Source organism: Prevotella multiformis, from assembly GCF_018127985.1.
In the GTDB taxonomy this organism is placed as follows: Bacteria; Bacteroidota; Bacteroidia; order Bacteroidales; family Bacteroidaceae; genus Prevotella; species Prevotella multiformis.
Genome location: NZ_CP072358.1, coordinates 653331 through 672936 on the forward strand (window position 1 = coordinate 653331; position 19606 = coordinate 672936).

Below are 19606 nucleotides of genomic sequence, written 5' to 3' on the forward strand. Positions count from 1 at the left end.
CGGAATTATGAAAATAAAGAATATCATATACAAGAGCGGCCTGATGTTCGCATCGATGGCACTGCTCGCCTCCTGCTCCGACGAGCTGGACACGCTGCCGGACAACCGTACCACCCTGGACACCCCGGAGAAAGTGGCCGGCCTGCTCGTGACGGCCTACCCCGACCGCACCCCGACACTCATCAACGAGTGGATGTCGGACAACACCGACTACATGGGTCCCCGCAACAGCATGGGCGACCGTGAAGGCGACCAGATGTTCTTCTGGGAGGAGGACACCGAAGGCGGCAACGACTCTCCGGAACACATCTGGATGATCTACTATGAAGGCATCTACAAGGCCAACGAAGCCCTGAACGCCATCCAGGAACTCGGCGGAGCCGCCTCCAACGCGTCGCTCCGCAACTCCGAGGGCGAGGCACTGCTGCTGCGCGCCTACAACCACTTCGTGCTCGTCAACGAGTTCGGACGCGCCTACAACTCCAAGACCAGCCAGACCGACCCCGGCATCTTCTATGCGACCACCGTGGCCGACTTCTCCGAGACGACCGCACAGGCCAACCGCGGCACCGTGGCAGAGGACTATGCGAAGATGGCCGCCGACATCGAGGCCGGCATCCCGCTGATCAACGACAGCTACAAGGTGCCGAAGTACCACTTCAACAAGAAGGCCGCCTACGCCTTCGCCACCCGCTTCTACCTCTATTACGAGAAGTGGGACAAGGCCAAGGAATACGCCGACAAGCTCCTGGGCAGCAGTCCCGGCGCCTCGCTGCGCGACTACCGCACCCTGCAGGCCATGCCGCTGAGCAACTCCTCGCAGGCCGTGAAGATCGCCGAGGCCTACTGCAACGTGGAGGCGGAATGCAACCTGCTCATCCAGACGAGCGTCAGCTATGCCGGCATGGCACTCGCCCCATGGGGGCTATACAAGCGGTACGCCCTGACCAACTACCTGTCGCAGACGGAGCTGACGGAGAGCGAGAACATCTGGGGATCGGCGTCAGGCCTCATCTGGAAGCCGTTCACCATCAACCAGGGCGAGGTAGACTGCGCCATGACGATGAAGCTGCCGCGTGAAGTGGAGATTCTCAACAAGACGACCGGCTCGGGCTATCTGCGCACGCTGAACGTCGACTTCACCATCGACGAGGCACTCCTCAACCGCGCCGAGGCCGAGATCATGCTCGGACAGGACGATGCGGCCTGCGCCGACATGACGACGTGGATGCAGAACTACTTCAACACGTCCGTCACGCTCACCCCGGCAGGCGTAAAGGCCTTCTTCGATGCCCTGCCCTACGCCTACGACGACGCCGAAAAGCTCGTGCCGAGCATCAAGAAGCACCTCAGCCCCCGCTTCACCATCGGCGCTGAAGGATCCGTACAGGAGTCGCTGCTCCAATGCGTGCTCGACCTGCGCCGCATCGAGACCGTACTCCAGGGGCTGCGATGGTTCGACATCAAACGCTACAACATCGAGATCCCGCGCCGCCTGATCGGTGCCGACGGGAAACCGCTGCGCAACCTCGACTGGCTCAAGAAAGACGACCCCCGGCAGGTGGTGCAGATCCCGCAGAGCATCCGCGAGGCCGGCGTAATGGGCAATCCGAAAGCCGTCGCACCCAGCCAGTACACGAAGCCGGACTATACGTACACCCCACGGCCGAAGTACGCAGGACAGGCCCGGCTCTAACCGAACAGAATGCTTCCGGCATCCGGCCCGGCCGTTACCGAACGTCGGGAACATGATTCCCGGCCGTCGGGAATACGATTCCCAGGCACCGGGAACACAACTCCCAAGTACCGGGAACAGCAGGACCGGCCGGCAGGCGGCATCCCGCAGGACCGGATTCCGGAAACCGAATGACGAATCAATAATCAAGGAATAAGAAATGAAAAAGAACATATTGGCTTTATCGCTTTTGGCGGCCGTTGCGGCAGGCTTCACCTCCTGTTCCGAAGACGACCTTTCGAGTGAGAGCGTCATCAAACGTTCCACGACAGAAAAAACGGCCTTCGACAAGTGGCTGTACAAGAACTTCGTGTCGCCCTACAACATCCAGGTGCAGTGGCGGTACGAGGACAACGAGTCGGACATGGCCTACTACGACGTGCCGGCCGACTCGGCACAGTCCGTCGAACTGGCACACATCATCAAGTACACCTGCGTCGAAGCCTACACGCAGGCCGCCGGCATCGACTTCACACGCCGCTACTTCCCGAAGCTCTTCAGCTTCCTCGGCGAGTTCGAGTACGAGAACAACGGCAACATCAAGCTCGGTACGGCGGAGGGCGGAAAGAAAATCCGCCTGCTCGGCGTCAACCACCTGGACAAGTTCAAGAACAACCGCGCCTATCTGGACGAGTACTACCTGAAGACCATCCACCACGAGTTCGTACACATCGTCAACCAGACGAAGGACTATCCGCGCGAGTTCGGAAAGGTGACTCCCAACGGCTATGTCAACGACTCCTGGAGCTCGAGCAAGTACGGAACGGGCTTCGAACAGCGCGGCTTCGTGACCGCCTACTCGCAGAAGGAGGAGCGCGAGGACATCGCCGAGGTCGTCAGCACCTACATCATCTCGACACCCGCACAGTGGGAGGCCATTCTGGCAAAAGCCGTCATCAAGGATGACAAAGGGAACGACGCCAAAGAGCAGCCCGGCGTGACAGCCATCAACAAGAAGCTCGAAATCTGCAAGCGATACTACAAGGAGTCGTTCGGAATCGACCTCGACAAGGTGCGCGACGCGGTCATCGAACGGGAGAACGATGTCGTCAGCGGGAATTACAATCTGACGAATCTCAACTAATTGAAGAAAGGATCACTTATGAAAGCAAATAGAATATTTATCGCGCTTCTGCTTGCCCTGCCGGCACTCTTCCTGCAGTCGTGCCTGAAGGACCAGGAGGATGTCTTCGACAGTCCTTACTCGAAACGTGTGTCGGATTTCCTCCAGCAGGCGCAGGACACGCTCGTGAAGGCTCCCTACGGATGGGCACTCGACTACTATCCGGAGAGCAACCAGAGTTACGGCGGCGTGGCCTATACCATCCGCTTCACACGCGACAACGCCATCGTACGCTACGAGAACAATCCCGACGACGGCGAGGTGAAGTCGCGTTACAGCATGAAGGACGACAGCGGCCCCGTGCTGTCGTTCGACACCTACAACGACTTCCTCCACGTCTATGCGACGCCGAAGGACGGCGAGTACCGCGGCAAGGAGGGCGACTTCGAGTTCGTCATCGACAGCATCGGATCCGACCGTATCAAGCTGAGAGGCAAGAAGTCGGAGAACACGATGTACCTCCGCAAGCTCACGGCTGATGCGGCGGAATACATGGAGAAAGTGACGGAGGTGTCCGCCGACTTCATCTTCTCTGAGATGAAAGTGACCGTCGGCGGGAAGCCTTACAGCATCGTCATCACCGATCTCGACAACCGACAGCTGGCCCTCTACGACGGCAACACACTGGTAGGCACCTCGGCCTACGCCTTCACCGACCACGGCATCCGCCTCTACCTGCCGGTCACGGTGAACGGCGTGCGGATACAGGACTTCACCTATGATTCCGCGACGGCGAAGCTGTCGGCCGGCGGCGTCGAAACGACCGAGAGCTTCGTCGACGTCAACGCCATCGCCAGGCTCATCGGTTCCGTCAGCGTGTCGAACGGAGCGAAGACCATCACGAAGACCGTCCCGCACCTCGACAAGCTCCAGCTCGCCTGCGATGCCTCATGGGTACACCTCTCCAAAGACGGGAACACACTGACCATCGCGGTGGATGCCAACCCCATGGCCACCAAGGCCCGCGGCTCGAAGATCAAGGTGTCGAACGGCACCGACGAGGCGCAGGTACAGGTGCTGCAGTACGACCTGCCGGCGCTCCTGGGCTCCTACAAGCTCACGATGACCGCATACGATCCGGACGCCGAGGCATTCAGGCAGACGACCCGCAATGCGAAAATCCGCTACACGGGCAGCGGCAAGAACCGGAAGTACTTCCTCAACGTGGAGAGCGGCTACGGCGCAGACTACATCTTCCCGCTGACCTACGTGCAGTCGGCCAACGCCTTCCTGATGCAGTCGGGACAGAAGGTGATCACGCTCCACGGACAGAGCAAGACCTATTACATCGGCAATGCCTTCAACATCAACAAGAGCCAGGGTACGGGTGTCGGCACGAATGCCTACAACCTGATTTCCTTCGAGATCTCCGACAACGGCGACATCAGGGCCTCGCTGTGCGGCCCGCTGTTCGTCATCAGCGGCGGACAGCTCCAGTACACCGGACTGACCACGCAGATCATCGTCCTCTACGCATTCACCGGCGAGCCGTTCTCCGAGAGCAACCTCGCCGGCTGGTGGGACAAGTGGCAGAACGCCGTAATCGAGAAGACATCGACGTCTTCGCCGGCCAAGCCCGCCCCGCTGTTCGATGACGACGCTGCCGGCAGCGGACACGATACCGCCCTGCCCCAGTACAAAGCGAACCGTGTCGCACGCTTCGACATGGACTGGAGTGCCCTCCTGCCGTCATGGAATGTAAAACAAGTGAAACCAAACAAGTAAACGTCTTATGAAAAAGATATTCAATATTTGTCTTCTCTCCGTTGCCGCCGCAGGCTTCATCGCCTGCAGCGACAACGACGACGCAGGCAGCGGATACCTGCGCGAGAACTCCGTGCAGGTCGTCAGCTCCAAGCTCTTCTTCAATGCCGACGCGCAGAAGGGCGGCGTGAAGTTCAACGCACCGGCCGGGTCGACGGCCTCCGTCAGCGAGGCATGGGCCAAGGCCGAGGTGAAGGACGACTCCGTCATCGTCAGCGTGACCAACAACGCCGCACCCGACAGCCGCGCCGCCGTGCTGACCATCAAGAACGGCAGCGACTCCACCAACCTCTCTATCCTCCAGTCGGGGGCCGAGTTCAAGTACACGGGCCAGGAGAACATCGCCGTCAATGACAACGACACCGCCCTGGCACTGCCTTACACGAAGGTGGGGGCAGAGCCGGTCATCGGCGTGGCGGAAGGCACCCCTGCCGGCATCGTCGCATCGACCGAGGACAAGGGCGACGCGTTCGTGGCGCACATCAATGCCAACAAGACCGGCGAGCCGCGCACCTTCAACCTCGTGATCACCAACCGGCAGAAGACCGACACCGTCACGGTGACACAGGGCTGCCTGGACGATTTCGTCGGCAAGGCGTATTTCCTCCAGGGCTATGACCTTCTGAAGCTCACCCCGCAGACCAAGGATCTCAGCGAACTGCTGACCCGGATGAGCGGTACGATCAAGAAGAACACCGACGGCAGCATCGTCTTCGCCGTCAGCGGATCGCCGATGGTCGTCCACCTCGGCTTCGACCCCAAGACCCTCGCCTTCTCGCTCACGGGCGCCGACCTCCTCTCGTCGACTCCCCGAGGCAGCGGCTCTCTGCTCCGCGTGACCTCCGTCTGGGACAGGAACTTCTACTTCGCCCTGCAGAATGCCATCAGCCAGATCGAGAACCAGCACCAGGCCGGAAAGATAAGCGATGCCGACTACAACACATTCAAGCAGTCTACGCTGCCCGGCATCTACAGCATCTTCGCATCCAAAAAGCTGTCGATGAAAGCCACGATGATGGCCTCCGAGGAAGACGGGGTCGTCATGGGACTCTTCGAGGACAGCGGAGCGAACGCCGACTACATGAGCCAGCAGAGCGGTCTGGCACAGATGGGATTTGCCGTCAACAGCTTCAACGCCAATACGCTGGGGATCTACGAGTACCTGCTGTCCGGCAAGAAACTGACATTCAGAAAGCCGATGCTCATCCTGACGCTGCCGGTGTTCTACCACCCCCTGCCCTCTTCAGGCAGCGCAAAGCCTGCACTGCCTATGCCGCAGAAGGCTGGCGCCAGTCTGTCTGCGCTGAAGGCGCTCATCAGATAAGATCGATCATCGGATAAGATCGATCAGCGGAGGCGCTCATCAGAGGAGATGAAGAAAGGGAGACAGCACTCCTTTCCTGAAGACCTCCCTGTTTTGATGAAGCAGAAAAGAACAGCCCTGTCCAAGCACGAGATGCGAGGACAGGGCTTTTTTTCGGCAGCAAGGAAAAGGGCTTCCTGCAGGGCAAGCTCCCGCAAGCCCCGTTTACAGAACATTACCATTGAGAAACAACGGATAACAGGCATGATTCTGCCATCGGGACAGGATATTGCAGAGGAATCAGAACAAGACTTCGCAAAGCCCCGTTCAAAAAAAGAAAAGACCTGAGTTCAGCTGAAACAGATTAGAGAGAGGACAAGCTGCATTTTACTTTATTATATATATTTAACGCTTTAGGGGGGGGGTAATTGAAGATATGTCACTAACTTTGCAGCAAAATCAGCCATTTAGAGTTATACAAACAGGAAAAGGCTTTCGCAGACTCCAGTTGTACGCACTGCAAGGCAGAGCAAATGACTTCATCTTGCAGAAACCAGACAGCACATGCGGAAGCATCGTCTGCAAGACCGGGTACAAGGAAGCGGACAGGACTGGTTTTAAGGATAACGGCAGAGACGACAGAAAGCCGGCACCAGCCTCGCAAAGAACAGTTCACCACGGATAACCCCTTCTCAACGCTGACTACGGACAGCCGTCATACAACAGGATATACAGACGAAACCATCCACTAACAAAATTAAAACAAAATTGAAATGAGCAGAATGCAAATCAAGACCACGTATCAGAAACCTGAGGTCGAAGTCGTGTACATCCGTACAGGCAGCCAGCTGCTGGATGCTTCGTTCCCGGGAGACCACCACAAGGGAGAGCACAAGTCAGGACCGGCCGAAGAGTCGAGCGAAGGAGCCAAGGGCGCTTTCTTCAGAAGCGGCGGCGAGAATGTACCGGCATCATGGGAAGACTAAAACAAAAACATGAAGATGAAGATCAAATTATCCTATCAATGGGCTGTGACAGCCCTGCTGCTTGCAGCCGCCGGCTGTTCAAGCGATGACATAACGACCGAGAACCCGGCAAAACCAGTAGCCGAGGAAAACGAAACGGAACAGACGGGCTTTGTCGCCGGTACGGAAGGTACGCGCACGTCACTGGATTATGACACAAGAGACTTCTTCTGGGAAGAGGGCGACAGAATCTATGCGAAAGACGACGGCAACGTCTTCCAGCACAGCAGCAATGCCGTAACGGGGACAAGACAGGCTGCCTTCAAGTTCCTGATGCCCGGCACCTACGCCCACAGCAGCTACTTTGTCTACTACCCCGGCAAGAACGGCACCGAAAACAACGTGACAATCGCTTCCGCCCAGACCCAGAACGGACCGGACAACACCCTCCACTTCGGCATATCCGGCGACTGCGGTACAGGCACGGCCACCCGCCAGCCCAACGGACAGTACAAGTTCCAGCTCAATCATGCCGCCGCCTATCTCTGTTTCAAGCCCACGTACAGCCATCCGCTTACAAGCACCTATGTCACGAAGATTGAAGTGACCGCCAATAAGAACATCGCCGGCGCCTACGCACTGGGCACGGACGGACGGCTCACCGGAACAGGCAGCAGCCGGACAATCACGCTGACACCCAAGACGGCAGGCAGCAGTGACGGATTCGCCATGCAGAACAATGCAGCCGGGACAAGTTGCGAGGCCGGCCGGATGTTCATGGTCATCATGCCCGGAAAATACAAACTCACCATAAAGTACTACGTCAGGGACAAAGAGACAGCCGTTTCGGGTGTCATCACAAAGACGTTCGGCGAGTTCCAGTATGATGCCAACGGCTACTATGACATGCCGGCAGCATTGTCCATAAGGTACTATGATGACAAATATTATACATGGGATGCCAAGCAGGAATACTGGTTCGGACACAAGAACGACCAGCCGAAGAAAATGGGAGTACCAGGCAGCAATTATCCTACCAGTGCGGATGGCGACCGCTGGTACAACACTTCCAAAGACCCGAATGCCACTGCCAACACCGCCAAGACCTGTCCGAATGCCAATGAACTCGTATGGTACTGCCTGAAGGGCGACCCGCACTGGGATGACAAGACGCTCTGGACCGTATGGGGACATCTGTACACGGGCGGTATGTGGTTCAAGAAAGCAAGCGTTATCGCCTCGGATAACGGCAAGAGCAGTGCTGATAAACTAAAAGAAAAAGCACCAAGTGGAACAGACTATGTTCACAATCAGCCCTTTATAACTCCTCCGAACAACACCAGCATCAAGAAGAAAGCACCGGACAACCGCAGTAACTATTTCTTCCTGCCTGCCATGGGACGCTATGAGAACGGCAAACTCATAGAATTCGGTTCGTATGGACGTTACTGGACGAGTACACCATATAAATGGAATAAGGATGTTTCCTACAGCCTTTATTTCGAATCGGGTAATGTCGTTGTAAGCAACTTCATCGAAAAGAAGAACGGCTTCCGCCTGTGGAAGACCGAATAGGCCGCCCTTACATACAATATAGACAACAGGTGTGCGGAAACGGGGACTTTCCCCGTCCGTACACCTGTTGCCGTTTTCCGGTCCTCCCGCCTAAATGCGTGGATGCTTTCCGTATGGCTTTAACGGAAGTACCGGAGTGATTCATCCAACGAAAACATAGCCAAGGCTGTCAACTGCCTGTTCTGTCATCATCCTTTGATACAAAAACCTTCTCAGTTTCATCTGCCGGGAATACAGACAAGGTTTTGAAAAACCATTACATAATTCCAGACAGATCATCTGCAAATATAAAAAAACACGTGCAAAAAGCAGGTTGGTAACCGACAGTCAATCAACCGGTTATTAAGTCATTTCTGACAGGTGCCTGATTGGACTCCAAAAGGGCGTTGGTAACACGCCGAAAGAGCACCTGCTGCAGGCCAGTCAGGCCTCTTTTAGAAGTCAGAAGGGCATGTGCTGCTTTGCATTGCATGAAAACTGTTTACAAATACCGGCGGTATGGGAATCGGCTGTCTGTAGAAGACGGAAAGGCCTGCCGATGGACCGGCATCGTATCAATCTGTCTTTCCGGCATCTTACCTTACAGATCATCCCCCTTTGCAAGCCCCCATCTGATTCTGGACGGTCACGCCCTGCAAGTGCAGAAGCCTTTATTCCCATCTGCGCATTAAACGGAAGAACCGAAAAAAGGCAGGGAAAGACGCGGAAGTCTGTCCCTGCCAGATGGCTGCGATGCTGACACCGGAGGGGATTCCCTGCCGGTGCAGACGGTATGGTGAAAGCCGGTTTATTCCTTGATGTTCGGCTCTTCCAGTCCGAGGTGGCGCTTCTTGTCGACCACCTTCAGGATGAGACCGATGACGAGGGCGACGACACCCAGTCCGGCAAGCATGATCAGCGGTGCCGTGTAATTGAGCTGTGTCGGGTCGGTCACACCGACGTTCGTCTTGTCGAGCACCTTGCCGATGAGCAGCGGGAACAGCCACAGGCCGATGTTCTGAATCCAGAAGATCAGCGCATAGGCGGACCCGATGATCTTCGCATCCACCAGCTTCGGCACACTCGGCCACAACGAGGCAGGCACAAGCGAGAAGGAAGCACCGAGGACAAGAATCGTGACATAGGCCACGATGACGCCGCCCACCTGGCTGGTCTTGAACAGCGGGAGGACGAAGGCGAAGGTGAGGTGGCAGAGAATCAGCAGCAGCGAACCCAGCACGAGCATGGAGGCCGCCTTGCCCTTATGGTCGACATAGCTGCCGAGGATCGGGGTGATGCCTACTGCCAGCAGCGGGAACACGGCGAAGATCGACTCTGCCGACTGGCGCATATAGCCCATGTAGCAATAGAGCACAAGGCTGAATATGGAGAGCAGGAGCATCGTGTTCTTCAGCGCCTTCCGCTTCATGAAGTTGTACATGAAGGCGGTGGCAGCGACAACGAGCATGATGACATACTGGACCATCGTCACACTGGAAGACGCCCAGAACGAACCGGCCGGAAGCTCATGGAACGTAAGGTTGCACTGGAGCATGTTCACGGCATACTTCTGGAAGGGGAAGATGGCCGAATAGTACAATACGCAGAGCAGGGCGACGAGCCAGAAGCCCATGCTGGTGAGGATCTTCCCGAGGTCGCTGATCTTGAACGGATCTTCCTTCTCCTCTGCCTCGCCGGTCTGCGCGTCGAGTTTCCTGTCCATGAAGAAGTAGACGACGAACATCATCAGGGCGATGCAGATCAGTACGACACCGAAGGCTACGGAACGTGACACATCGACATGACCGCCCAACTTGGCAAAGAACGGCGAGAAGATCATGCAGGTGGCGACACCGAGCCGGGCCAGGGCCATCTCGGAACCCATTGCCAATGCCATCTCACGTCCCTTGAACCATTTCACGATACCGCGTGAGACGGTGATGCCGGCCATCTCCGTTCCACAGCCGAAGATCATGAAGCCGCAGGCCGCCACCTTCGCCGATGCCGGCATGCCCTCGTAGAAAGGAGAGACGCCCAGCTGTTCGAAGACAGGGATATGGTTGAGGTTGTTGGTGAACCACGCGTCTACCGCACTGCCGGCAAAGCTCTCGCTGATGGCATAGTACTTGATCAGCGCACCGGCCAGCATCACCGCACCGGAGAGTACGGCGGTGAAGCGGACACCCATCTTGTCGAGGATGATCCCGGCAAAGATGAGGAAGAAGACAAATACGTTCAGGAAGGTTTCCGACCCCTGCATCGTTCCGAATGCGGTAGAGTCCCATCCCCTCTGTTCCTGCATCAGTTCCTTGATCGGGGAGAGGATGTCCACGAAGATGTAGGCACAGAACATCGCCAGTGCCAGCAGGAGGAGAGCCGTCCAGCGCATAGCCGCTGAATCTCTCAATGTTGTTTGAATTTTTTCAGTCATGATGAATTATTAAAAGTCTACGAGTAAACGGGTAGACGAGTTGTCTGTCAGATTATCAGTTAAAAGAGGTTGACGGGCTGGCAGGTCGACGGGCTGGCAGGTCAATGCCATCAGGCAACTTGACTACCCGCAAACCCGTCGACCTGTAAACTTACTTCTTCAGCCAGCGGTCGAGCCAGCTGAAGAATGTGCGCTGCCAGAGAATACCGTTCTGCGGCTTCAAGACCCAGTGGTTCTCATCGGGGAAGAGGAGCAGCTCTGCCGGTATGCCGCGCATACGGGCTGCATTGAAGGCACCCATGCCCTGGTTGGCATTGATGCGGTAGTCCTTCTCGCCGTGGATGCAGAGTATCGGCGTGTCCCACTTGCCGACGTTCAGGTGCGGACTGTTGGCGTAGGTGCGCCGGGCAGCTTCCGTCTTGTCCTTGTTCCAGTAGGCGTCGTCATACTCCCAGTTGCTGAACCACGCCTCCTCGGTATCGGTGTACATGCTCTCGAGGTTGAAGGCACCGTCGTGTGCAATGAAGCACTTGAAACGTCTGTCGTGGATGCCTGCCAGATAATAGACGGAGAATCCGCCGAAAGACGCACCGACGGCACCGAGCCGGTCCTTGTCCACAAAGGGCAGATTGCGGGCCGCATCGTCGATGGCGGAGAGGTAGTCGTTCATGCACTGGCCGGTCCAGTCGGTACTTACCTCCTCGTTCCATGCACTGCCGTAACCGGGCAGGCCGCGGCGGTTGGGTGCGATGACGACATAGCCGTTGGCGGCCATGATCTGGAGATTCCAGCGGTAGCTCCAGAACTGGGAAACAGGACTCTGCGGTCCGCCTTCGCAGAAGAGCAGCGTCGGGTACTTCCGGTTCGGATCGAAGTGAGGCGGTGTCACCACCCACTCCTGCATCTCCTTTCCGTCGGTCGTCTTCACCCATCGGTCGTGTACTTCGCCCAGTGCGAGCTGGTCGTAGATGTGCTTGTTCTCGAAGGAGAGCTGTGTCTGAAGGCTTGTCTTCTCCTTTCTGGCCGGCGTAACGGCGAAGATTTCGTTGGCCTGGGAGAGGCTCTGACGGATGGCCAGCAGCTTCCTGTCGCCCAGCAAGGCAATGCTGACATAGTTGTGGTCGCCCTCCGTGAGCTGTTTCACCTCGCCCTTGAGGCTGGTCTGATAGATGTTCTCCGTCGCATGCCATACGCCAATGAAGTAGAGGATCTTGGAATCGGCCCCCCATGTGTATTCGTCGACGTTCGAGTCGAAGCTCTCGGTGACGTAGGTCTTCCTGCCCGTGGCCAGCTCGTAGACGCAGAGGCGGTTGCGGTCGCTCTCATAACCGTTGTTCTTCATGCTCTGCCAGGCGATGTACCTGCCGTCGGGCGAGAATTTGGGATTCACGTCGTAGCCCACGTTCATGTCGCCGGCCTGATGGTTGACGGCCTGGTCGCGCATGCTCTTCGTCGCATCGATTGCCGGTTCCACATACCCCTCGGGCTTGCAGAGGTTCTTCGTCCGGCGGGTTTCCACATTATATATATAGATGTCGGCATCGGTCGAAATGGCATACTGCGTGCCTTCTTTCTTGCGACAGGTATAGGCGACAGACTTGGAGTCCCTGCTCCAGTCGATCTGTTCGATGCCGCCGAACGGTGCCAGCGGACTTTCGTAAGGCTCGCCTTCGAGCACGTCGACACCGTCGCCGATGCCCCCGGCCGTGACGTCAGCCACGAACGGATGGGCGTTCGCCGTCACGTAATGGTCCCAGTGGCGGTAGTTCATATCCGTGATGACCATGCCTGTAGCCTTCGGCAGATCACTCGGGTTCTGCCTGATCGTGCCGTAGTAAGGGATGCTCTTGATGAGCACGACGCGACGGCGGTCGGGCGAGAAGCGGAAGCCCTCGATGTCGATGTCCGAGCGGGTGAGCTGCCGGCGGTCCGTGCCGTCGGCCTTCATCGTCCACAGCTGTCCTCCGGTGAGGAAAGCCAGGGTGTTGTCGTCGAGCCATGCCGCATCGCTCTCGTTCGCTGCGGAGGTGGTGAGCAGGCGGTCGTTCCTGCCGTCGGCATCCATGATGCGCAGCACCTGGTGACCCTTGTTCTCCTTCACGCTGTAGTACCCCACCTGGTAGACGATCCGTCTGCCGTCAGGTGATGCCTGTGCGGCACCGATGCGCCCCATGGCCCAGAGAGCCTCGGGTGTCATGAGGTCGCTCTTCAGCGTGATGCTGCTGCGCCCGATGTTCACATCCTGTGCCTGTGCGCCGCCGCTCATGACGAGTGCGGCAGCCATTGCGACTGTCAAGTTTCTGTTCATAGTTATAGACCTTTCTTTTTGTTGTTGAGTTCTTCCTTTCTGTGCCTCAATTCTTCCTGCTGCTTCTGCTGCATTTCCTGCAGGGCCTGCATCCGGGCGAAGAGTCCGCCGGCCTTCTGGTTCGGATTGTTCTTCTTCTCTTTGCGCTTCGCCTCCAGTATCTGGAGGAGCTTCTCGTCGTCGGTGGTCTTGCGCAAGGTCCACATGATGGCGGCCGAGAAGAAGAGCGAAACGAAGTAATAGAAGTTCAGACCCGACGAGTAGTCATTGAACATGAAGAAGAAGAAGAGCGGCATGGCGAACATCATCCACTGCATCATCTTCATCTGGTCGGCCTGCTGTCCCACCATCTGGTCCTTCTGCTGCTGCATGGTGAACCATGAGTAGAGCAGGTTGGCACCGCAGAAGAGGATGCAGGTGAGCGACAGGTGGTCGCCGATGAGCCACAGGTTATGCCCCCACGAGATGATCGGGTCGTAGGTGCTGAGGTCGTCCATCCAGAGGAAGCTCTGCCCGCGGAGCTGGATGGCGTTCGGCACGAAGTTGAACATCGCAATCCAGATAGGCATCTGTATCAGCATCGGCAGGCAGCCGGAGAGCGGACTGACACCGTACTCGGCATACTTCTGCATCATCGCCTGCTGCTTCTGCATCTGGTCCTCGGGCTTGTTGAACTGCCTGGTCGCCTCGTCGAGTTTCGGCTTCAGCACGCGCATCTTCGCCGAGCTCATGTAGCTCTTCTTCACCATCGGATAGGTGATGAGCTTCAGCAGCAGGGTGATGAGAATCAGCACGACACCCATCGGGAACACCTTGCTCAGCCAGTCGAAGACGTAGAGCGTGAACCACCGGTTGATGATGCGGAACAGCGGCCAGCCGAGGTAGACGAGCCTCTGCATATCCAGGTCCTTGCCGAAACGGCTCTCCTTCTCTACCGCCTGGAGCAGCCGGAAGTCGTTGGGGCCGAAGTAGAACTCGAACTCTGACGGACGCCGGCCCGTAGGGTCGAAGCCGGTCTTCATGCTGGCTTCGTAGTGTTTCAGGTAGTGCGACTCCTTGTCGAGCGGCGTGCTCTTGAGCTTTGCGCCTGCTGCGAAATTGTCCCTGGCGATCATCACGGCAGAGAAGAACTGGTTTTTGAAGGCCACCCAGTCCATGGCATCCTCGGTCGTCTCCTCCTTTTCAGCCGTCTCGCTCAGGTAATCCGTACTGCCGCCGTGCTTCCTGTAGGTGAGCGTGGCATAGCGGTTCTCGAACGTGAAGCCGCGCTCCTGCTGGCGGCAACGCTCCTGCCAGCTGACATCCATCTGGCTGCAGTCCGGTGCGAACAGCCCGCTCATGCCTTCTGCCTGCAGGGATGCGTGGAGCAGGTAGTCCTTTCCGAGGACGTAGTTCAGCGTGAGCGTCCTGCCCGGTCCGGCCACGGCGGTGAGGGTGACGGTTGTGTCGGTCACGTTCGACGGGGTGAAGACAAGGTCCTTCGTCTCGATGTTGGTGTTCTTGCCGGCCAGCATGAAGTTCAGGCTCTGGTCGTTTCCGCTGAACAGGGTGACGTCCTTCCGGTCCTTCGACCCGTCCTTGACGGCGATGTCATGCCCCACGTAGTTCTTGATGACAGCCTTGCTGACAACGCCGCCCTTGGTGTTCAGGGTCAGTTCCACCTTGCTGTTCTTCAGCGTGATGTCCTGCCCCTTGCCGTTCAGGGCCGAGTGGAACAGGGCCGTCGTGTCGGCTGCTGCGGCAGCCTTCTGCTGTGCCTGCTTCGCAGCGGCGAGCTTTGCGTTCTGCGCTTTCCGGGCTGCAGCGACGGAGTCCTTCACGAACTCGGCCCGCTGCTGTGCCACCTGTTCGGCCGACGGCTGCTGCCACCAGGCGAACCCGAAGAGTACCAGGGCGATGAGAACAAACCCTGCAATCGTATTCTTATCCATTTATTTCTTTTTCTGGTTTTCTATTGATGTCTTTACGAAGTCGAGGAACAGGGGATGCGGATGGAGCACGGTCGACTGGTACTCCGGATGGAACTGCGTGCCGATGTACCACTTCAGACCCGGTATCTCGACGATTTCCACGAGGTCGCTCTCGGGGTTGCGGCCGACGCACATCATGCCGTTCTTCTCGAATTCCTTCTCATAGTCGTTGTTGAACTCGTAGCGGTGGCGGTGGCGTTCCTGGATGTGTTCCCGGCGGTAGATGTCGAAGACGCGCGACCCCTGGCGCAGCACGCACTCGTAGGCGCCGAGCCGCATCGTGCCGCCCATGTTGGTGATGTTCTTCTGCTCTTCCATGATGTCGATGACGTTGTGCGCCGTCTTCCCGTCCATCTCACGCGAATTGGCGTCCTTGTAGCCCAGCACGTTGCGGGCGAACTCAATCACCATCATCTGCATGCCGAGACAGATGCCGAAGGTCGGGATGTTGTGGGTACGGGTGTAGCGGGCGGCGACAATCTTCCCCTCGATGCCCCGCTGGCCGAAGCCCGGACAGATGACGATGCCGTCCTGCCCCTGGATCTTCTCCCCGACGTTCGCCTCGGTCAGGTCCTCGGAGTTGATGAAGGTGATGACGGTCTTGTGGTCGTTGTAAACGCCGGCCTGCAGCAGTCCCTCCCGGATGCTCTTGTAGGCATCCTGCAGGTCGTACTTGCCGACGAGTCCGATGTGTACCTCTTTCGTCGCCTTGCGCTGCCGGTCGAGGAATTCCTTCCACGGACCGAGAGCCGGTTTGGGTCCCACCTTCTCGCCGCATTTGCGCAGGATGGCGGCGTCGAGCCCCTGGTTCAGCATATTGACCGGCACGTCGTAGATGCTCGGCAGGTCCTCGCTCTGCACGACGCAGTCGAAATCGACGTTGCAGAAGGCCGCCACCTTCTTGCGGATGTCGTCCTCGAGATGCTTCTCCGTGCGCAGCACGAGGATGTCGGGCTGGATGCCGACGCTCTGCAGTTCCTTCACACTGTGCTGCGTGGGCTTCGTCTTCAGTTCGCCCGCCGCCTTGAGATAGGGGATATAGGTCAGGTGGAGGTTGATGGCACGGCGGCCCAGCTCCCACTTCATCTGCCGGATCGCCTCGAGGAACGGCGCCGACTCTATGTCGCCGATCGTACCGCCGATCTCCGTGATGACGAAGTCGTAGTGGTATTTCTGTCCGAGCAGCTTGATGTTGCGTTTGATTTCGTCCGTGATATGAGGCACCACCTGGATGGTCTTGCCCAGATAGTCGCCGCGGCGTTCCTTGTCGATGACGCTCTTGTAGATGCGTCCGGTGGTCATGGAGTTGGCCTTCGTGGTCTTGATGCCCGTGAAGCGTTCGTAGTGCCCGAGGTCGAGGTCGGTCTCCATGCCGTCCACCGTCACGTAGCACTCCCCGTGCTCGTAGGGGTTCAGCGTCCCCGGGTCGATGTTGATGTACGGGTCGAATTTCTGGATGGTGATGTTGTAGCCCCTTGCCTGGAGGAGCTTACCGATTGACGACGAGATGATTCCTTTGCCAAGCGAGGAAACCACGCCGCCCGTAACGAAGATGTACTTTGTTTCAGCCACGATTTTATGTATGTTTTAATTTATTGTCTTCTGAAAAACGAATATCGCTGGTTATGAACTAAAGTGCAAAGATACTAATTTTCCGTGAATCAGGCCGGTTGCAGGGAATAAATTTAACAGGTATCTTTCCCCGACTTTCCCATCAGGGGGAGAGCGGGAGAGAAGCCGGACTGTTTCTGTCCTGGTATTCCGAATGACAGGCGGCCGACAGCCTGGCCGGAGAGGCGGGAATCCGTCAAAGGTAATTTTTAAGGTTCTTCCGTTAAATGCACGGATGCTTTTCGTATAGCTTTAATGGAAAAACCGAGGTGATTCATTCAACAAAAACATAGCCAAGAATATCAACTCTCTATTCTATTATCCGCCTCCGACACAAAAGGACTTTTTCATCTTGATACGTTGAAAATACAGATAAGAATTTGAAAAGCCATTACATAATTTCAAACAAATCATCTGTAAACATAAAAGACACGTGCAAAAAAGCAGGTTTGTAACCAGCAGTCAATCAACTGGTTATTTAGTCGTTCGTAAAAGGTGCTTAATTGGACTTCAAAAGGGCGTTGGTAACACGCTGAAAGAGCATCGATTGCAAGTCAATCAGGCACCTTTTAGAAGCCAGAAGAGCATGAGTCAGCTTTGAACTATGCAAAAATATTTACAAACACCGATAATATGAGAAGAAGTTGTTTGCAGGAGACTGAAAGACAGGCTGATGGACAGGCATCATATCAATTTGTCTTTTCTGCATTTTATCTTGCAGTTTATCCTCCTTTGTAAGCCCCATCCAATTGGGGATAGTCATATCATGCAGGTACATAAGGGGCTTCCGCAATAGGAAGTGACGGCGGTGCCTCCGTTATTGGGGGTTCTTACCTCCGTCCACTCTCTGTCTCTGTATGATATTTCATCAAAGTCATCAACGCACAAGACAAACCTCATTACATAAGCCTTTATTCTATTTCCTATCTACGCATTTAACGGAAGAACCATTTAAAAAACCTGCCGATAATAAAAAAAACGAGTAACTTTGCATCAGAAGACAGACAAGAACCATGTACATCGAGAAGATACAGTCGCCAGCCGACTTGAAACAGCTGGACATCGAGGCCTTGAAGACCGTGGCCGACGAGACACGCCAGGCCGTACTGAACCGTGTAAGCAGACGCGGCGGGCACGTGGGGCCGAACCTCGGTTTCGTAGAGGCGACCGTCGCCCTGCATTACGTGTTCAACGCACCGGAGGACAAGCTCGTGTTCGACGTAAGCCACCAGAGCTATCCGCACAAGATACTGACGGGGCGTGTGTCGGGATTCCTCGGCAGTGCGGAAGAGATGGATGCCGTCAGCGGCTATTCGTCCCCCACGGAATGCCCGGAGTACGACAACTTCGAGGTGGGGCACACCTCCACTTCCGTAAGCCTTGCCACCGGGCTGCAGAAAGCCCGCGACATCAAGGGTACGAAGGAGAACATCATCGCCGTCATCGGCGACGGTTCGCTCTCCGGCGGCGAGGCTTTCGAGGGACTGGACGAGGCGTCGGAACTCGGCACCGGCATCATCATCGTCGTGAACGACAACGAAATGTCCATCGCCGAGAACCACGGCGGCATCTACAAGAACCTGCGTGCCCTGCGCGAAAGCCGCGGCACCTGCGGGCACAACTGGTTCAAGGCATGGGGATTTGAATACAGATACCTGGAAGAGGGAAACGACGTGGAGAAGCTCATCGAGGTGTTCAGCAGTGTGAAAGACACGGACAGGCCGACGGTCGTCCACATCCACACCGAGAAGGGACACGGCTTCGCCCCCGCCGTAGAGAACAAGGAGGCATGGCATTACGGCATGCCGTTCAACGTGGCAGACGGCAGCCGTCCGGAGCAGCCTGCACGCGAGTCCTACGGGCAGCTGATCAGCGACTGGATGCTGCGGGAGATGAAACGGGACAGCCGGCTCGTCGCCGTCACGGCGGGAACGCCGGCGGCGGCAGGCTTCACGCCGCAGAAACGCCGGGAGGCCGGCCGGCAGCACGTCGATGTGGGGATTGCGGAGGAGCAGGCCGTGGCGATGATCTCCGGCATGGCGAAAGGCGGACTGCATCCTGTATGGACGGTGTTCAGCACCTTCCTCCAGCGCACCTACGACCAGATAGCGCAGGATCTCTGCATCAACTCCAACCCGGCGGTCATCAACGTGGCAGGGGGCGGTACGGCATCGATGAACGACATCACGCACATCTGCCTCTTCGACATCCCGATGCTGTGCAGCATCCCCGGGCTCATCTATCTCGCCCCCGCTACCTGCGAGGAGTACTTTGCCATGCTTCGCTGGGCCGTCTGCCAGGACAGGAAACCCATCGCGATCCGCATACCGGGCAACGGGGTGAACCATACGGCAGAACCTGTCGACACGGAGTACGGCTATGAACCGCGATACAAAACAACGCACAAGGGGGAGAAGGTGGCCGTCATTGCTGCCGGCTCTTTCTATCAGAAAGGAGAGAATGTGGTCCGTCTGCTTGCCGGAAAGGGCATTGATGCGACGCTCATCAACCCCCGCTACCTGAATGCCGTGGATGCAGAGACGCTCGACGCATTGAAGGAGAGCCACGAACTGGTCGTGACGCTGGAAGACGGCTGCAAGGACGGCGGCTTCGGCGAGCGCATCGCTTCCTATTACGGCACGTCCGGCATGAAAGTGCTTGTAGGCGGCGTGAAGAAAGACCTCTACGACCGCTTCGACCTCCACCAGCTGCTGTCTGACAACCGCCTGCTCGACGAGCAGATCGTCGAGGACGTGATGGCACTCATCCCGTAGGGAGCCAGAAAAACCGTCTGGACAGTTTTCCTATCCACCACAACACTAAATTCAGCAAGAAATACTCG

Annotated in this window: 11 protein-coding genes; 7 read left to right on the plus strand and 4 right to left on the minus strand. The window is 57.0% G+C overall.

What is annotated here, in order from left to right; genetic code table 11:
- Window positions 1-7: 7 nt before the first annotated feature.
- From J4864_RS08895 to J4864_RS08920, 6 genes are all read left to right on the plus strand, one after another.
- Window positions 8-1696: a RagB/SusD family nutrient uptake outer membrane protein gene (locus J4864_RS08895; RefSeq protein WP_007366917.1), complete on the plus strand. Its 1689-nt coding sequence runs from the start codon at window positions 8-10 to the stop codon at window positions 1694-1696.
- Window positions 1697-1895: 199 nt separating this feature from the next.
- Window positions 1896-2819, plus strand: coding sequence for a zinc-binding metallopeptidase (locus tag J4864_RS08900; RefSeq protein WP_211815356.1), 924 nt, complete (start codon window positions 1896-1898; stop codon window positions 2817-2819).
- Between the two features lie 18 nt (window positions 2820-2837).
- Window positions 2838-4583, plus strand: a complete 1746-nt coding sequence (locus J4864_RS08905) for a DUF4302 domain-containing protein (protein ID WP_211815357.1) — start codon at window positions 2838-2840, stop codon at window positions 4581-4583.
- 7 nt (window positions 4584-4590) lie between these two features.
- Entirely contained in the window at window positions 4591-5946 is a 1356-nt protein-coding gene (locus J4864_RS08910; protein ID WP_211815358.1) for a BACON domain-containing protein, read from the plus strand.
- A 752-nt stretch (window positions 5947-6698) separates the two neighbouring features.
- A complete protein-coding gene (locus J4864_RS08915; RefSeq protein ID WP_211815359.1) occupies window positions 6699-6911 on the plus strand; it encodes a hypothetical protein in 213 nt (70 codons plus the stop codon).
- A gap of 15 nt (window positions 6912-6926) precedes the next feature.
- The gene (locus J4864_RS08920) at window positions 6927-8465 is read left to right on the plus strand and encodes a hypothetical protein (protein ID WP_211815360.1); all 1539 of its coding nucleotides are present in this window, start codon (window positions 6927-6929) and stop codon (window positions 8463-8465) included.
- A 787-nt stretch (window positions 8466-9252) separates the two neighbouring features.
- Here J4864_RS08920 and J4864_RS08925 read toward each other — a convergent pair.
- The 4 genes from J4864_RS08925 to J4864_RS08940 all read right to left on the minus strand — a co-directional run bounded on the left by J4864_RS08925 (window position 9253) and on the right by J4864_RS08940 (window position 16725).
- Window positions 9253-10875, minus strand: coding sequence for an MFS transporter (locus tag J4864_RS08925; protein WP_211815361.1), 1623 nt, complete (start codon window positions 10873-10875; stop codon window positions 9253-9255).
- A gap of 151 nt (window positions 10876-11026) precedes the next feature.
- Window positions 11027-13183: a dipeptidyl-peptidase Dpp5 gene (locus J4864_RS08930; protein ID WP_211815362.1), complete on the minus strand. Its 2157-nt coding sequence runs from the start codon at window positions 13181-13183 to the stop codon at window positions 11027-11029.
- 2 nt (window positions 13184-13185) lie between these two features.
- Window positions 13186-15114, minus strand: a complete 1929-nt coding sequence (gene yidC / locus J4864_RS08935) for a membrane protein insertase YidC (RefSeq protein ID WP_211815363.1) — start codon at window positions 15112-15114, stop codon at window positions 13186-13188.
- Window positions 15115-16725, minus strand: coding sequence for a CTP synthase (locus J4864_RS08940; protein ID WP_211815364.1), 1611 nt, complete (start codon window positions 16723-16725; stop codon window positions 15115-15117).
- Between the two features lie 1052 nt (window positions 16726-17777).
- Here J4864_RS08940 and J4864_RS08945 point away from each other — a divergent pair.
- Window positions 17778-19538: a 1-deoxy-D-xylulose-5-phosphate synthase gene (locus tag J4864_RS08945; RefSeq protein WP_211815365.1), complete on the plus strand. Its 1761-nt coding sequence runs from the start codon at window positions 17778-17780 to the stop codon at window positions 19536-19538.
- The last annotated feature ends 68 nt before the right edge of the window (window positions 19539-19606 follow it).

Coding starts and splice junctions, on each gene's coding strand:
- J4864_RS08895 (WP_007366917.1), top strand. CDS start 8: ATGAAAATAAAGAATATCATATACAAGAGCGGCCTGATGTTCGCATCG.
- J4864_RS08900 (WP_211815356.1), top strand. CDS start 1,896: ATGAAAAAGAACATATTGGCTTTATCGCTTTTGGCGGCCGTTGCGGCA.
- J4864_RS08905 (WP_211815357.1), top strand. CDS start 2,838: ATGAAAGCAAATAGAATATTTATCGCGCTTCTGCTTGCCCTGCCGGCA.
- J4864_RS08910 (WP_211815358.1), top strand. CDS start 4,591: ATGAAAAAGATATTCAATATTTGTCTTCTCTCCGTTGCCGCCGCAGGC.
- J4864_RS08915 (WP_211815359.1), top strand. CDS start 6,699: ATGAGCAGAATGCAAATCAAGACCACGTATCAGAAACCTGAGGTCGAA.
- J4864_RS08920 (WP_211815360.1), top strand. CDS start 6,927: ATGAAGATCAAATTATCCTATCAATGGGCTGTGACAGCCCTGCTGCTT.
- J4864_RS08925 (WP_211815361.1), bottom strand. CDS start 10,875: ATGACTGAAAAAATTCAAACAACATTGAGAGATTCAGCGGCTATGCGC.
- J4864_RS08930 (WP_211815362.1), bottom strand. CDS start 13,183: ATGAACAGAAACTTGACAGTCGCAATGGCTGCCGCACTCGTCATGAGC.
- yidC (WP_211815363.1), bottom strand. CDS start 15,114: ATGGATAAGAATACGATTGCAGGGTTTGTTCTCATCGCCCTGGTACTC.
- J4864_RS08945 (WP_211815365.1), top strand. CDS start 17,778: ATGTACATCGAGAAGATACAGTCGCCAGCCGACTTGAAACAGCTGGAC.